Genomic DNA, 16,252 nt, shown 5'->3' with positions numbered 1-16,252 from the left:
TGAATAAGCTGCCCAAAAGTCCGGTTTACGCCAAAACAGCCCCGGCGGCGCGACATAATCTTGTCGCGCCGCCGGGGCTGTTGGTTGTTTGGGTGTATGCTTAATGGTCACTTCACCTTTTGCCACTTCACAATTTCACCTTGTAACTCATTCGGCCTTAAACACCAGCAAAGGCTCGGCGTGCTGTGCATCGTAGAGGGAGAGGTGGCGGTTGCTGATAACGTAACGGGCCACGGTAGGCAGCAGCGTGAGGTAGCGGGTTTCTGCGTCTTGGCCAGCGCAGGTGGCGTATGTGCTGGCCTGGATGGAGAAGCCCAGTTGAGGTGAACCGGGCGCGAGGGTGTACTTGCCGCCGTACTGGTTGCAGAACGCGCGGCCGTTGTTGGTACTGCCCACCGAGTTCAGCACAAGGTCGGGAATAGCGCTGCTGGACTGAGATGTAGGCGACTGTCCCTCCAGCTCCGTCAGCACCCAGCGCTGGTCGAGCAAGTATACGGGGGCCGGTACTGGCTCATCATCTTTGGCACAACTGCCAAGGAACAGAAGGGTCGGCAGGAACAGGAGGCAGCGTAGAACGGACATTAGCGAAAGGAATACAAAAGCGTGATAAGGCAACGAAAAGAGTACCCGGCCGGCTCGATGGTTGCACCCGCTGTGCCGGGTCGATTCTGCACGCATTGCCTCAGTAGGAATGTTGCTTACCACCTCCTGCAAGGAGGTGAAAAGGTGCTGAATTTTCTCGATTTGAGATAAAAATAAAAATATGCATTTGTATATTTCGCCCTGAATCAGGTTGATAGGTGCCTTAGAATTTGGTGACTATCCTTTCTCCGTAGGGCAATAAAAAGGTATTTGCCATCGGTTGGTAGAACGACCCCTGTAATACTAGTTCTCGTGACCAGCACTCCAGCGAATGACCGTTCTGCCTCTGCTCGGACCATCTTGTTTGAGCGGCCTTGTCTGACCCTGACATACGATGAGGAGAACCGATGGCTACACGCGCAGTGGCGTGGGTACCTAACGTTGGATGCGGTACGGGAAGGCTCGGAGGAGGTCCTGGCGCTGGTGCGCACCAAAGGCTACCAGCGGCTTCTCAACGATAATACCCGCGTAACGGAACTGGGCCTCAGCGAGGAGGAGCAGGCCGGCTATCAGATTATGCACCTGCTCTTTGAGGCCGGCCTGCACTATCTGGCCTGGATTTATGCGCCGGTTCCCCAGGGCCGCTCCTACGCCGAAAACTCCGTGGCCGTGGCTGGCTGGCCATTGATTCTGACGTTTGAAGAGTACGGGCCCGCCGCCGAGTGGCTCCGGCACGCCCCCTGAAAACGCCTGGGCGAGGAAGCAATGGGGTTGGCCGGTAGCTCCGCTATGTTGGCCGAAGCCGGCGGACCGCGTGCCGGCGGCACCCGTAAAATTGTTTGGGTTGGCTACTGGAGCCGGCCGGTTACGAACAATGCCCAAGGGCCACTGATCCATGTCTGAACTACGGCTCCATACCGAACCCTACGGTGAGCTGCTTTTATTGCCCCACGTCCCGTGCCTGATGGTGCGGTGGAATGGCTTTGTCAATAGCCAGAATCTTCGTTTTCTGCTTAATAAAGGCCTGGAGCTGTATCAGCACTACGCCCGGCAATATCCTAGCCTGGGTTGGGTAACAGATGCCCGCCGCTTCGGGGCCATGCTGCCCGCTGACCAGCAGTGGGCCGTTGCCGACTGGAACCACCGCGCCTACGCGGCCGGGATTCGTCGGTTGGTGTTCCTGAATCCAGAGAATATTTTTGGCCAGATTGCCATTCAGCAGTACGCTCAGAATACGGCCCATGCCACGGGGCTACGCGTTACGTACGTTTCATCGGTGGAGGCGGCAGCCCGGGAACTGGCTGGTTAAGCGTAGCGCCGGAGCCGGGCATTGCGGCGGGCGAATGTTTTTTTAGAGGTGCGTGTTGGCCTGGCATTGTCCCATTGCCTATCTTCTGCCATGCGAGTACTCCAACACCTCTGCCTGACGTCCGGCTGCGCCCTGGGACTATTGATTCCGACCAGCGCACCGGCAGCCGGTTCCACCTCCGTTACCGTCGTTATTTCGTCGCTGGCTTCCACTACCTCATCGGTTAAACTGTATTTCTATAATGTGCGGGAGCGGTTTCTGACCAAAGGCGGCTATGCGTTTATGCGCGTGGTGAAGCCCGGGGGCCAGCATCAGGTAAGCCTGCCCGTAGAGTTGCCGCCCGGCGACTGGGCCGTGGCCATTACCCAGGATGTGAATAATAACGACAAGCTGGATAAAAATATGATGGGTATTCCTACCGAGCCCTTCGCCTTCTCCAATAACGTGCGCCCCCGCTTCTCGCCCCCCGCCTTCGATGACTGCAAGTTCACGGTGGGCGGGCCAACCAAAGTAGTCAGCATCGTCCTGACCAAGTAGTTTGCTTATTCCTTCCGGAATGGGTTAGCTCCCCGCGCCAGCCGTTCGGTTATTTCCACCGTCCGCCGGGCGCGGGTTTCGGCCTGTTTCGCCGAGTTGACGTGCTGGGCCACTGCCCGCCGCATGCTGCCCGAAAGCTGCGCGAACTGTTCCGCTGCTTCGGGCCAGGCCCCGAAGGCTTCCGTCAGCTCGGGTGGTAAATCCACTTGGTCGGGCTCGGGGTCGGGGGCCAGTACTAGGTGCACGCGCTGGCCTAGCTGGATACCAATGAGGCGGCACAGGTCCTTATTAACCATCAGGTAGCGGCCGCCGCCGGGCAAGGGCAGCAGCCCCAGGCGCACCGGGTGGCCATTGAGCGTGCCTGAAACCCGGCGGGTGCTCTTGCCCAGGGCCAGCAGGGCCAGCGGCGGCACCACCACTATCTGAGTGGGCATAAAGCTGGGGCCGCCGCGCTCCAGGGTAGTCTCGAAAGTAGCAGTTGGGAGCAACGTAGTAGATGGAATAGGGCTGCGAGCCTGCTTAACGGGAAGCCGGGAAGGCTGGAAACCTTTTGGGGGCTCTCGGGCTTATACTCGCTTCAAATTGATTCATATTCGCCATGAAAATAGAAATCTGGTCCGACATCCTCTGCCCCTTCTGCTACATCGGGAAGCGGCGCCTCGAAAAAGCCCTGGCCACCTTTGAGCACGCCGCCGAAGTGGACATCCAGTGGCGCAGTTTCGAGCTGGACCCCAATGCCAACCCCACGCCCGGCGAAAGCCAATATGCCCTTCTTGCCCGGAAATACGGCAATACCGAAGCCTGGGCCCGCCAGATGAGTGCCAACATGGCCCAATCGGCCGCCGAGGAAGGGCTGGCCTTTGACTTCGACCGGGTGGTACCGGCTAACTCCCTGCGTGCCCACCGGCTGGTGCATTTGGCCGCTCACCACGGCCGGCAGGACGCGGCCAAGGAGCGGCTGTTCAAAGCCTATCTGGAAGAAGGACTCGATATCAACGATGTACCCACGCTCACGCGCCTAGCCGCCGAGCTGCAACTGCCCGCCGAGGAAGTGAACGAACTGCTGACCTCCAGTAAGTTTGAGCAGCAGGTTCGCTACGACGAATACCAGGCCCAGCAACTCAATATTCGGGGCGTGCCGTATTTCGTGTTTGAGGATAAATACGCCGTATCGGGTGCCCAGCCAACCGAGCTGTTCCAGGAAGTGCTGGCCAAAGTGTGGGATGAAGCCCGCCCCCAGCCCGTGCAGCTGGCCGGTCCTGACGGAGCCACCTGCGGCCTTGATGGGAGTGCTTGCTAGTAGCACGGTACCATTACGCCCCACATGGAAAAGGCCACCTCAACAGAGGTGGCCTTTTCCATGTGGCATACCCAAAAGCTACTCAGCAGCCGTGAAAAGCAGGAGTGGTTTCGTGGAGTTGGTCGCGTCATAGAGGCGTAGCTCCCGGCCGCTGATTTCATAGCTTACCGTTCTGGGCAAGGCCATGAGGTAGTTGTTCTCAATGGTTTGTGCCGGGCAGGTGGTTCGGGTGGAGCCCTGTTGGCTGATGGTCAGCTGGCCGGCAGCAGCGCCCAGCCGAAAGTTGCCGCTGAAGGAATTGCACGGGGCCAGGCCGGCAGTAGCGCTGCTACCGGCGTCGAACTGAATGTAGGAGCGGTAGGTGTCCGAGTAGCTTGACAAGCTGATGGGTACTCCTTCTACTTCCGTCAGCATCCAGCGGGTACCGGATAGCTCCGAAGAAGCCGGTTTGGCAGTATCCTGCTGGCAACTGCTCACCAGACATGCTCCCATGATACTCACGCAAAAAGTAAGGATACGCATAATGCACACGGTAAAATGAACGGATACTACCGGGATTCCGGCAATTAGCCAAAGGTTGCACAGATACTCATCAGCCGGGCAGGGACATACGAAGCTGATAAAGGCCGAAAGCGCGGACCGTGCGGCCTAAACAGCCTCAATAGCCTGAATGCGGGCTTCGAACTCCTCGTTGGGCAGAATGGAGCGGTTTTTTACCCGGGTTTTGTACGTATAAATAGTGTTGATGGAATAGCCCAACATGCGGCTGATTTGCTCGCTATCCGCAATGCCCAGCCGGATGAGGGCGAAAATCCGCAGCTCCGTCGTCATGAGCTGGTCTTCGGGCGGATGAATCTGGTCTTCCTCCTTGAACAGAGCGTTGAACTGGTCGATAAAGTGGGGGAACAGCCGCAGAAATACCGTGTCGAAGCCTTTGAACAGCTCGTTGCGCTCCTTCTTGATGTTAATGCCATCGGCCAGCTTCTGCACCGTAGCGTATTGTTTATTGCCCAGCAGCGTATCGAGCGACTTTTTCAGGGCCTCTATCTTATCAATGTACTGCGAGTTGTTGTGGAAGTAGTACCCAATGTATTCCTCCTTGATCTTGTTGGCCTCGTTCAGCCCAACGTTCAGCTGGCGCAGGTCGCGGTTTCGTTCCCGTAGCTCCCGGTTGGTCACGTCGATGAGCTTGCCCGCCTTCTGCAGCTTGCGGAGCTGCTTGAGAATGATGAATACAAACCCCGCCACAAAAAGCGCCAGCAGCGTGATGATGATGGAGTACGTTTTCAGCGACTTGCGCTGGCTCTCAATAATGTTGATTTTCTGCCCTTCGATGAGGGAGAAAACGTGGCTGATTTCAATCTGGCGCTGGCGGGCCTTGTAAAAAGCCGCTTCCTCCCGGGCTTCCTTGATAAAGGTATAGGCGTTTTCCAGGTCGCCGCGCCGGTAGCAGTAGTCGGATAGCCGGAAAATGGCCACGGTTTCCTTGGTTGCCGTCTTTACATCGGCCGTGGCGGACACCAGCAACAGCTCGAAAGCCTTGTCTTCCTGGCCCAGCAGCCCATAGATGTAGGCCGTGGCACTGGCACTTACCGCCAACTGATGCAGCGTAATGTGGGGCAGCCGACGAATCTGGTTGTAGATAGCAACCCCGCCCCGCAGATTACCGGTTTTAATGGCCCGGAACTCTTGAATGGACAGGTAATCGTAGGAACCGGGCCGGGTGAAACGCAGCGCGGTATCGGCGTAGGCCAGGGCTTTAGCATAATAGGCGGGCCGGTACACTTGGTCCTGGTTGTAGTCGCCCAGGTCGTTGTAAGCGCGGGCCTTCAGAAAGTAGAAATCCAGCTTGTCCGTTTCCGTCAACAGGTCGGGGCGGACGCTGTCGAGCGTTTCGAACGTTTCCTTGAACATGCCCGAGGAAAGCAGGATAAAGGCCAGCTTCAGCTTAGCTACTTCTGTTTTTTGGGGGCTGTTGAGCTGCTCGGCTATGCGGATAATCTTCTGCGAGTACACAAAAGCCGAGTCGTATTTGAAGGCCTTATACTCCTCGTAGATACGCAGACCCAGGTCGAATTTAGCGTCGTCGTTGCGCTTGTTGGAGGCAAAGGCAGCCGTCAGGATAGCAATTCGGTGCCACCGCTGCGCATCGTATTCCTGCTTGCGCGCCAGAGTTCCGTTGAGTTCGGCCAGCAGCCCGCTGGCAGCATCCGCTTTGGCGAAGCAGGGCAACAAACAAACCAGCAGGCCACAAAACAGGAGTACACGCTTCACTAGGCAGGATTGCTAATCACCTGAAGAGGTGACTGCCAAAAGTAGGAAATAGTTGGGGCAAGACTCCGGTCCGGCCCTGGGCAGCCGGGGCCGCCGAAACCGGCCATGCCCCCACTAAATCGGGGTGGCATGGCCGGAATCAGGAAATGATAACCTCCACGCGGCGGTTCTGCTGGTGGCCTTCGGGGTTGTCGGAGCCGTTGGATTTGGTGTTGGGGCCACGGGGGTGGTTTCGCTGAGGCCCTGTACCTGCAGCTGGCCGGCGGTGCCGGCCGGGTACTGGGTGAGCCAGTCGGCAATGGCCAGGCCCCGTCGGATCGGTAGCGGCCGGTGAGGTGGAGGATACTTAACAAGAGCCCAACTATGGGCACGGCAGGGGTTAGCGGTTGAGTTGAGCGGTGGGCGTTACGGCGGCCTGCAACCGGGCTACTTGTTGCTGTAGCGTTTGCAGTGCGGCGTGGTCGGCTTGCTGGGCGGCCTGGGCCTGGTCGGCGCGCTGGGTCTGGGTGGCGAGCTGAGCGTGCAGCTCTTTGAGGGCCTCCAGCAGCACGGGCGTGAGCTGGGCGTAATTCACAGCCTTGTAGCCCTGGGCATCGGTGCTGACCAGCTCGGGGTAGCGCTGCTCGATTTCCTGGGCCAGTACGCCTATCTGCTCGGCTCCGGCCGTGCCGCCGTGCTGCACGCCCAGCGCGTTCCACTGGTAGCGCACCCCGCGCAGGGCCAGCACGGCGGCTAAGGCGCCGGTGAGCGGGCGGATGTGCTGCTTGAAGCGCACATCGGAGGCCGATACGTTATTGCCGCGGATGGTACCGGCCACGTCGAGGGTGTAGCCCGCGTTGAGGGTGTTGATGCCCACGTTGCCGGTGGCCTGGTTCCAGCTCATCACACTCACGGCTCCCGCCCCGTTCAGCCGCTCCAGAATCAGGCGGTCGGTGGCTTGGCCGGCTTCGGCGCCGCCGGTGTTGTGGCGCAGGTTCCAGCCGTAGTTGAGGTCGTTTTCGCGAAAGCGCAGGGTCGCCCCGGTCACGAGGTCGTTGGTGTTGGAGTGCAGCAGCAGGGTGGGCGTGTTCGCGTCGCCTATTTCCACTTCTCCGCCATCAGCGGTGAGCTTGTAGGGGCCCAGGTTGAAATTGCCCCCGGCGGCGGTGACGGCCATCCACCTGCCGTTGCCCACCGCGTCGGAGGTGAGCACGCGGCCGGCCGCCTGGGTGCCATCGACGATGCGGATGGCGGCGTTGGCATTCACGTAGCCGGGGTGGCCGGCCAGGCCCACCCAGCGCAGGGGCTGGCCGGGGCGGCCGGCCGTGAAGATGCCGGCCCAGCCGTCGGAGCGGTAGGCGTTGCCCCACACGGCGTAGTCGATATCCTGGCCGTAGGGGCCGGTGCCGTAGCCCGAGAGCATGGTGCGGGTGTAGTTGCGGCCGTAGTAGCTGCGCGTGATGAAGGCCACGCTCTTGCTGGGCACGGTTGACTGGATCTGGACCTGGGCCGTGGAGTCGCCGAGGGGAGCGGTGGCGGAGGCCGTTAGCCGCTCGTCGTTCAGATCGAGCGTGCGGGTGGCCGTGTGGTTGCCGAGGTTGTCGCCGGAGCGGGCTTTGTCGGGAATAAAGACCCAGATGCCGCCGGTGGCGTACCAGAAGCCGGTGCGGCCGTTGGTCTGGAAAACCATGAGGCCAGTGGGCGGGGAGCTGATGCCAACGCGGGTGATGGAGTCCATGCGCGGGATGAGCAGGCCTTTGCCCTGGGCATCAATATCGAGGATGGCTTTGCTGTCGGGCGTGCCGGCCGTACCGATGCGGACGCCGCCGGGGGTGGTTTGGGCCAGGGCGGTAGTGGTGACTACGCAGCAGATGGCAAGCAGTGAGTAGCGTGTTTTCATAGGAAGGAAGCCGGAACAGATAAGACAAAACTACCACCTTCTACCGTAATCTGCACGCAGAAAAAAGCAAATGGAAGCTGGCTTGCCAAGCGCAACAGTCAGGGAACTAGGAGAATGTCTGCTGCGGGTACGCTGTCGGGTAGTGGTTGTGCGCAGGGTGAGGAACCCGCCTGATACCATGCACGGCGTATGCCTCAGCCACCCGACAAGGGACGGGCTACCCGCAAAAAAAACCACGGCCGCCCCTTGGTAGGAGCGGCCGTGGCATGGTTACCTAAAGAGTAGCGCACGCCCAGCTAAAGACTAGAAAACTAGTTCCCCTCCTTGGAAAGGAGGGGTTAGGGGTGGTTGATAGACGTCAGAACGATTACTAGAATCTATTTCTGAAATTTGTTCTAACGCGAGGTCAACCACCCCTAACCCCTCCTTTCCAAGGAGGGGAACTAGCTTTCTAGCCTTTAGCTGGGCGTGGGTATGGGCAGGGGCAACGGGGCCGGCTTTTCGGGGCGGGCGGCGGTGTTGATGACGTTGCGGGCCGACTGGTAGGCGGTGTAGAAGCGGGGCTCGGGGCGCTGGTAGCGCACGAGGTACTTGTCGATGCGGTTACGGAGCAGGGCTACGGCGGCGCGCAGGTTGGTGGCTAGGGCCTTGTTTTCGGCCTTGGTATCGGCAACGACGATGCGGGGTGAGGCCTGCTGCTGCTGGAAGTTGGTGAGGGCGGCTTCCAGTTCGGTGAGCTCCTGCTGGGTGACGCCTTGGTCCTGGAGGGCGGTGAGGTGAGTGGTGGCCTGGTCGTGGATGTTTTTGCTGATGCGGGCTAGGTCGTTGTCGGTGGCGCGCAGGAGGCTCTTTTCGGTATAGTCGGCGTCGGTGTGGAGGCGGATGTTGTCGGTTTCGTCGGCGTAGGCGAGCAGGGCGGCGGCTACTTCGGCGGCGCGTTGGGCGAGCAGCAAGCGGGTGGCCTGCTTGATGGCCCCCGGCTTCTGGGCGCGGCCGGCGGCCTGCTGAGCGGCGGCCGTGGGGGCCAGCTCGTCCACGAGGTCGGCCAGCTGGAGGCGGGCGGCGGTGAGCGACTTGTTGGTGGTGTAGACGTCGGCGTGGTCGGTTAGGACGCCGAGGGTGGCTTGCAGCATGGAGAGCTTCGCCCGTTGCTTATCATTCATACCTATAAGGGGTTAAAGTGGGAGCGGAAGATAGAAGAATAGCGGGTTTGTTGAATATGTCGCGCACGAAATAGTTGGTGTCGGCCGTGCGAAGGCCGATGTCAGCTATGCGAAAGGCAGTGTCGGCAGTGTGATAGGCAATGTCAGTCGTGCGAAGGCCGATGTCAGCCGTGCGAAAGGCAATGTCAAGTGTGCGATAAGCAATGACAGTCGTGCGAAAGGCAATGACAACCGCGTGATGCCCTTTGACAGCCGTGCGAGATACTTTGGCAGCGGCGCGACTAGCTGTGACGGGCGTGCTAACCGGGTAGCATCCGCTGGTAAAGGGGGCGCAACGCCCTCAGCCCGCCGAAACTTCAGCACCTTTCTGGCGCGAGCTTGTAACTTGTGCCTGCCCTTGACGTGAGGCTGTGCCTCACCCGATAGGCCAAGATGGCACAACCCCGGTTTGCCGCGTTGCGGCAGATGAGGTGCAACATCATCATCAAACATAGGCACGAGCTACAAGCTCGCGCAAGAAAGAGGGATTTACACCCAAGTATTGCTCAATCGTCTATCTTTGATATCATCTACAACGACTTACAATTAATACAATGACTGCACGCCAGCATAGCATCAAACTCAATACCATTGATGAGATAAGTAGCATCGATGAAATTGTAAAAATAGTTACAGTGCTACTAGAAGGCTTGTCCATGAATGAAATTAATCGGACTGCTTCTGATTTTATTGAAGCTAAATTTACGATAAATAACTTAGGGATTCAGCAATATGGATTTTTTATTATTATTGAGCAAATAAATAAAAGTAATCAACATTATAATGAGTTTAAGGAAAGATTAAATAAAGTTACAAATAGCAATGTTTATTCTAATATTTTTATAGTGTCAAGTAAATATATTTCTAAAGGTATAGAGTCTAAGATAAAGCAAGATTTTAAAAATATTTTATTTGATTTTTGGGATAGAGATGAATTAGTTAATCGAATAGATGCGTTGTATCCTGAATACTGGCGTCATGCTGATCAAGATTTAATTGCTTACGAAAAAGTGTATTGTGATGAACTTCAAGATGAATGGTCTTTTGGTAGAATAAAACAGTTGAAATCAAGTTATGAGAAACTATACAGTATTTTTATTGAGCCAAGAATGTCTTTGAAAGTCAGAGATAATGAATCTCCTAATCATGCTTTAGTGACTGTAAATGTTGAAAAGATAAAGGAAAGTTTTGTTCCTATTATAGTTGAAGGAAATTCTGGTAGCGGCAAAACTAGGTTGCTTAGAGAATTAGGCCATTCATTTATAAAAGATAATTCAAATAAAAAAGGCAAAAAGTATCTTCCTGTATTTTTAAATGCAACTAGATTAATTGAATCGAAGGATGATAGCGGAAATATTAGTTTAGGAATTGCTTTGTTTAATAAGTTGACAACTTCGTTTCCGCTTTATACTATAGAAGAGATTGTTGAAAAGTATGAATTAGTTATTCTATTAGATACTATTGATGAATTTAATGAAGGCGATAAAGTAAATATTCTTAATGAATCTTCTGGATTGATTAAGAATGGAGCAAAATTTTTGATGGGTACTCATTCAAATTTGCCATCAGAAATAAAAGGAATGGATTCTATTGGTAAATATGATGAGGTTGTAATAGATAAATTTAACAATAAACAAGTAAAGCAATTTATTAATAAATACTTTTCTAGTTCTAGTCATGCTGATGATTTAATTCAATCAATTCAAGAAAATAAAATTCTTGAAAGATTGCCAATAACGCCATTGAATTTATCTTTAATTTCAATTCTTTACGAAGAAAATAATTTCGAAATACCAGCTACTATAACTGATATATATGATAATTTTAACAATCTTCTTTTGGGTAGGTCGACAATTGACTCTAGAATTAAGTTTTTTGACATCAATATACGTGAGAGGATATTGTCAAAATATGCTTTAGAATTACTCGAAAGAGAAAATGATAAAGCAATGAGTAAAGAAGAGTTTACTGAATTTTTCAAGAAGTTTTTTAGTCCTATATCTGGCACGGTAAAAGTTGAGTTGCTGCCGGTGTTATTAGATCATATTATTCAAAATACAGGTATTTTAATACTAGAAGAAGATAAGTATGTAAGGTTTAGGCACGAGTCTTATTTAGAATATTACGCATCAAGAGAAATATTCTATTACAGAAGAGATGATTACGAAAATAAATTAGTTGAAAACTTTCTAGATATAAGTTGGCAGTATACAGCAATATTTTATGCTGGTAGATCGAAGGATATGTCAAGCTTTATGAACAAGATTATCGACAGAGCGTCACATGCTACTACAATAGCAGAGGCTTGGAAAGGAGTTTCTGGTTTGGGGTATATCTCTCAAGCTCTTTATCTGACAGATGATGATGTTAGGAAGAAAGCTGTGTATGCATCATTGGATTTAACAATAATGCTCTTGGATGGAATGAAAAAAATGGGTGCTGACGAAGTAGCATTCTTTAAAAAGTTAACGCTACCATTAGTGACAATAATTAGTACAATGTGGTTTATGGATAGTTTTAACTCAATAACTGTTAGGGCGCCACTTGCTGCAGCTTTTGAAGAGTTATTTATTAAGTTTACAAAAGATATTTCTTTAAATGTAGATTTAAAGAACAATATTGCCTTTAAGTTATTTACGCTGGCTTTAACTGTGTCTAATAAGAGACTTAATGATAGTTCTAAGATGGAGAGATTACTTTATGATACTTCTCTATTGGATGATCCTATTTATAAAAATTTACTTGGATTCGGAGTAGAATTAGCGGGAAATAAGGATCTGGATAAGTTGAAGGATTCGATTTTAAAGTCCAAATATTCTAAAAATGACACTAGGACTATGTATATCCCTAATAAAGTAACTGATATTTTTTCTAAAACGCCTGCGGGTTTTTTAAGATTAACGGAATATGATAGAATAAGACCAATTAAAAAGGTTAGGTTGTATACTGAAGGAAAGACAGATGCTCAAATAATTGAACATGCTTACCACATTTTGACCAAACAAGTTCCGTATTGGAATATAAGGCAAGTGGGAGGTGAGATGAATAGTGGAGCACGTGCTCTGGCTAATTTTTTGATATCTGTTGATAATATAATTGATTCAGATGATGAAATAGTAATTGGTATATTCGATAACGATGATAAGGGCCGGCAAGAATTCGGTGGTTTGAACTCTGCTTTGTTTCAACCTTGGAAAGAGTCAAAACGGGTAAAAAAGCATATAGCTGCTAATGTATATGCTATTAAGTTGCCAGTTCCTCCAGAAAAAGAGTACTACTTAATAGATGATCAGCGTTATAATACGTTTGCGATAGAGCATTATTTTTCAGATGATTATTTAGTCGAAGCTGGTGTAGTTGAAAATTCACCGATTCCAATGGTTTATAAAATAAAAGATAGTAAAAAAACTGAATTTGCAAAAAAAATAGTGAAGGAACAGGATCGAAGCTTATTTCATTCATTTGTTTATCTTTTTAAGCAAATTGATGAAATAGCAGCTCAGATAGAAGTTGAGTACGAGTAACATAAAAGGCCTAATTATCAAATTTGATAATTAGGCCTTTTATGTTACTCGTACTCAACTTCTATCTTTTACACCCCCACCGTTTCCTCACTCACCAGCTCGCTCAGAATGCGCTTGGCGGCCTGGACGCTTTCACGTCCTCGAAGGAGATGATGAGCTGTTCTTTGCGCTCCTTCATGGAGGCGGAGCGCGGGTGGGTCTGCACGTAGCTGAGGATGTTGCCGAAGGTGGCGCCCCGGAAGTAGGGCTCGTTGTTGGTGGCCGGGATGAAGCCTTTGAGCAGGTTCTTCTTGAGCGTGAGTTTCTCGAACCCGGTCTGGCAGGCCAGCCAGCGCAGGCGCACGATGTCGGCGAGCTGCTCCACCTCCTGGGGCAGCGGCCCGAAGCGGTCCACGATGCCGGTGAGCAGCTTGCGCAGCTCCTCGGCGTTTTTGGCCCGGTCCAGCTTACTGTAGAGCTGCAGGCGCTCCGACACGCTGCTCACGTAGCGGTCCGGAATGAGCACCTGCAAATCGGTTTCGATGTTGCACTCCTTGGGGCCGCTGGTGCCGGCGGCCTGCTGCAGGCGCTGGGTGGGGTCGCCGAGGAACAGGTCGCGGAACTCGGTTTCCTTGAGCTCCTGCACGGCTTCGTCGAGAATCTGGTGGTAGGTTTCGAAGCCCAGGTCGTTGATGAAGCCCGACTGCTCGCCGCCCAGCAGGTTGCCCGCGCCCCGGATGTCCAGGTCGCGCATGGCCACGTTGAAGCCCGCGCCCAGGTCCGAGAACTCCTCCAGGGTGCTCAGGCGCTTGCGGGCGTCGGAGGGCAAGCCGGCCACCGGAGGCGTGAGCAGGTAGCAGTAGGCCTTTTTGTTGGAGCGGCCCACGCGGCCCCGCATCTGGTGCAGGTCACTGAGGCCGTGCATGTGGGCCCGGTTGATGAGGATGGTGTTGGCGTTGGCAATGTCCAGGCCCGACTCGATGAGGGTGGTGGCCACCAGCACGTCGTAGTCGCCGTCCACGAACTTCATCATGCGCTTTTCCAGCAGGTCGCCGTCCATCTGGCCGTGCACGTAGGTCACGCGGGCATCGGGCACGAGGCGCAGAATCATGCTGGCCTGCTCCTCGATGTCCTTCACGCGGTTGTGCACGAAAAACACCTGCCCGCCCCGCTTCAGCTCCCGCGACACGGCGTCGCGGATCAGCAGCTCATCGAATACGTGCAGCTCCGTCTGCACGGGCTGGCGGTTGGGCGGGGGCGTGGCAATCACGCTCAGGTCGCGGGCGCCCATGAGCGAGAAGTGCAGGGTGCGCGGAATGGGCGTGGCCGACAGCGTGAGCGTGTCCACGTTCACCTTGATTTCCTTGAGCTTGTCCTTGGTTTTCACCCCGAACTTCTGCTCCTCGTCAATCACCAACAGGCCCAGGTCCTTGAACTGCACGTCCTTGTTGGTGAGGCGGTGGGTGCCGATGAGGATGTCGGTTTTGCCCTCGGCCACGCGGCCCAGCGTTTCCTTGATCTGCTTGGTGCTCTTGAAGCGGTTGACGTACTCCACCGTCACGGGCAGGTTGCCGAGCCGCTCCCGAAACGTTTTGTAGTGCTGCATGGCCAGGATGGTGGTGGGCACCAGCACGGCCACCTGCTTGCCATCGGCCACGGCCTTGAAGGCGGCCCGGATGGCCACTTCCGTCTTGCCGAAGCCCACGTCGCCGCACACGAGGCGGTCCATGGGGTGGGGCACCTCCATGTCGCGCTTCACGTCCTCGGTGGCCTTGGCCTGGTCGGGCGTGTCCTCGTAGATAAAGCTCGATTCCAGCTCGGCCTGCATGAAGGAGTCGTGGGCGAAGGCGTGGCCGGGCGCGGTTTTGCGCTTGGCGTACAGCCGGATCAGCTCGGCCGCAATGTCCTTGACCTTTTTCTTGACGGACTTCTTCTTGTTTTCCCACTCCGGCGAGCCCAGCTTGCTCATGGTGGGCGGCGTGCCCTCGGCCCCGCTGTACTTGGCAATCTTGTGCAGGGCGTGGATGCTCACCGTCAGCACGTCGTCGTCGCGGTACACCAGCCGGATGGCCTCCTGCAGCCGGTCGTTGATTTCCACCTGCGTGAGGCCGGCGAAGCGGGCAATGCCGTAGTCCTGGTGCACCACGTAGTCGCCTGGAACAAGCGTCCTCAATTCCTTCAGCGTGAGGGCCTTTTTCTTGGAGAACTTCCGGGTTTCCTGGGCCCTATAGAACCGCTCGAACAGCTGGTGGTCGGTGTAGACGACCAGGCGCAGCGTCTCGTCGATGAACCCCTCGCGCAGCCCCAGCAGCAGGTGCTGAAACTGCACGTTGTTGTCCAGCTCGTCGAAGATGGTGCGCAGGCGGTCGGCCTGGCGCACTTGCTCGGCGGCAATGATGTTGGTGTAGCCCTTGGCCTGGTTGTCGTGCAGGTTCTTCACGATGCGGTTGAAGTCCTTGCCGAAACTGGGCTGGGGCTTGGCGCTGAACTGCAGCTCCTCGGCCCCGGTCTTGAAGTGAAACCGTTTGCCGAACTCCACCACCGCAAACCCCTCCAGCAGCTTGCGCAGCGTCTTGGCCGACTCAAACAACTCGGCCGGCTTGCTCACCACCTGGGTGCCGCCCGCCACGGCCAGCAGCTCCTGGAAGCCCGCTTCGGCCTTGTCGAAGTACTCGTCCACGACATCCAGGGTCTGGCGCACGTCCTTGGCCCACACGGCGGTGTTCTTCGGAATAAACTCCAGAAACGCCTCCCGCGTCTCCTGCAGCAGCTTGGTTTGCACGTTCGGAATGATGCTCACCTGCTGCCGTTTCTCCACCGACAGCTGCGTTTCGGGGTCAAACGTGCGAATCGTCTCCACCTCATCCCCGAACAGCTCGATGCGGTACGGCAGCTCGTTGGCGTAGCTGAAGATGTCCACGATACCGCCGCGCACGGCAAACTGGCCAGCCTCGTACACAAAGTCGCTCCGCTCGAAGTCGTACTCCGCCAGCATGTCGCTCACGAAGTTCACGTCCAGCTTGTCACCCACCTTCACCAGAAAGGTGTTGGCCACGAGGCTCTTTTTGTTGATAACCTTCTCAAACAGGGCCTCCGGATAGGTGACGATGAGCGCGCCGGCCGTTTCTTTGGCGCTGGCCTTGCCGCGTTTTTTGCTTTTGGGCTGGCCCTCAGTTTCGGCGTCGTCGGCTGCGTCGTCGGCTTCCTGCTCAGCGGTGGTTTTCGGCCCGCGGTGCGAGTTGAGCTTGTTCAGCACCTCGGCCCGCATCAGCACGTTGGCGTTTTCCGTCTCGTCGAAGCTGTAGGGGCGCTTGTAGGACGTGGGGAACAGGAGCGGCTCCTCCTCGGGCAGCAGGTGCTGGAGGTCGGCCAGGAAGTAGGCGGCCTCGTCCCGGTCGTGCAGGATGAACAGGTGGTGCTGGTCGGGGTACTCCTGGTGGACGGCGGCGGCCAGCACGGCATCCTGGGAACCCACCAGGCCGCGCAAATGCAGGCGCACGGGCGTTTCGGCTTTGTCGGCGGGCCGCAGCGAGTGGCGGGTGGCCGGGTTCAGGCGCGCGCCCAGCGTCATGCCGGTGGGGTCGAGGGCGTAGAGCTTCAGTAAATCGGTGACCTTCAAAACGGAATTCGGCTAGGAGAGGAGGCAAAGGTAGAAGCCCGGCCGAA

Annotated in this window: 12 protein-coding genes; 5 read left to right on the top strand and 7 right to left on the bottom strand. The window is 55.0% G+C overall.

The genetic code is table 11. The features are described from left to right. Window positions 1-147 precede the first annotated feature (147 nt). Complete coding sequence (locus tag HSW_RS19670; protein ID WP_044003416.1) at window positions 148-582, bottom strand: META domain-containing protein; 435 nt, start codon at window positions 580-582, stop codon at window positions 148-150. Between the two features lie 312 nt (window positions 583-894). Between HSW_RS19670 and HSW_RS19665 the strand changes: the two genes are divergently transcribed. From HSW_RS19665 to HSW_RS23165, 3 genes are all read left to right on the top strand, one after another. Further along, window positions 895-1,326, top strand: coding sequence for a hypothetical protein (locus tag HSW_RS19665; protein ID WP_155833070.1), 432 nt, complete (start codon window positions 895-897; stop codon window positions 1,324-1,326). Window positions 1,327-1,477: 151 nt separating this feature from the next. Then, window positions 1,478-1,891, top strand: coding sequence for a hypothetical protein (locus HSW_RS19660; RefSeq protein WP_155833069.1), 414 nt, complete (start codon window positions 1,478-1,480; stop codon window positions 1,889-1,891). 90 nt (window positions 1,892-1,981) lie between these two features. After that, the gene (locus tag HSW_RS23165; RefSeq protein WP_081768510.1) at window positions 1,982-2,428 is read left to right on the top strand and encodes a DUF2141 domain-containing protein; all 447 of its coding nucleotides are present in this window, start codon (window positions 1,982-1,984) and stop codon (window positions 2,426-2,428) included. Between the two features lie 5 nt (window positions 2,429-2,433). On the opposite strand, the gene HSW_RS19650 is transcribed toward HSW_RS23165, so the two are convergent. Beyond that, window positions 2,434-2,916 (bottom strand): YdeI/OmpD-associated family protein, encoded by a 483-nt coding sequence (locus HSW_RS19650; protein WP_044003413.1) that lies wholly within the window; start codon window positions 2,914-2,916, stop codon window positions 2,434-2,436. 110 nt (window positions 2,917-3,026) lie between these two features. Between HSW_RS19650 and HSW_RS19645 the strand changes: the two genes are divergently transcribed. After that, window positions 3,027-3,728 (top strand): DsbA family oxidoreductase, encoded by a 702-nt coding sequence (locus HSW_RS19645; RefSeq protein ID WP_044003411.1) that lies wholly within the window; start codon window positions 3,027-3,029, stop codon window positions 3,726-3,728. A gap of 78 nt (window positions 3,729-3,806) precedes the next feature. Here HSW_RS19645 and HSW_RS19640 read toward each other — a convergent pair whose 3' ends face one another. From HSW_RS19640 to HSW_RS19625, 4 genes are all read right to left on the bottom strand, one after another. After that, window positions 3,807-4,250: an META domain-containing protein gene (locus tag HSW_RS19640; protein WP_081768509.1), complete on the bottom strand. Its 444-nt coding sequence runs from the start codon at window positions 4,248-4,250 to the stop codon at window positions 3,807-3,809. A 126-nt stretch (window positions 4,251-4,376) separates the two neighbouring features. Beyond that, complete coding sequence (locus HSW_RS19635; protein WP_052346650.1) at window positions 4,377-5,963, bottom strand: DUF6377 domain-containing protein; 1,587 nt, start codon at window positions 5,961-5,963, stop codon at window positions 4,377-4,379. A gap of 418 nt (window positions 5,964-6,381) precedes the next feature. Continuing rightward, window positions 6,382-7,881, bottom strand: coding sequence for a tail fiber domain-containing protein (locus tag HSW_RS19630; RefSeq protein ID WP_044003408.1), 1,500 nt, complete (start codon window positions 7,879-7,881; stop codon window positions 6,382-6,384). Between the two features lie 458 nt (window positions 7,882-8,339). Next, on the bottom strand, window positions 8,340-9,044 hold the full coding sequence (locus tag HSW_RS19625; RefSeq protein WP_044003407.1) for a hypothetical protein: 705 nt from the start codon (window positions 9,042-9,044) through the stop codon (window positions 8,340-8,342). A gap of 593 nt (window positions 9,045-9,637) precedes the next feature. Between HSW_RS19625 and HSW_RS24425 the strand changes: the two genes are divergently transcribed. Beyond that, the gene (locus tag HSW_RS24425) at window positions 9,638-12,607 is read left to right on the top strand and encodes an NACHT domain-containing protein (RefSeq protein WP_071883145.1); all 2,970 of its coding nucleotides are present in this window, start codon (window positions 9,638-9,640) and stop codon (window positions 12,605-12,607) included. A gap of 103 nt (window positions 12,608-12,710) precedes the next feature. Here HSW_RS24425 and mfd read toward each other — a convergent pair whose 3' ends face one another. After that, window positions 12,711-16,205, bottom strand: a complete 3,495-nt coding sequence (mfd, locus tag HSW_RS19615) for a transcription-repair coupling factor (RefSeq protein WP_316931395.1) — start codon at window positions 16,203-16,205, stop codon at window positions 12,711-12,713. Window positions 16,206-16,252 lie beyond the last annotated feature (47 nt).

Source organism: Hymenobacter swuensis DY53 (assembly GCF_000576555.1).
Classification (GTDB): domain Bacteria; phylum Bacteroidota; class Bacteroidia; order Cytophagales; family Hymenobacteraceae; genus Hymenobacter; species Hymenobacter swuensis.
Note: the sequence above shows the minus strand (reverse complement) of the source record. Positions and strands in the feature narration are given on the sequence as shown.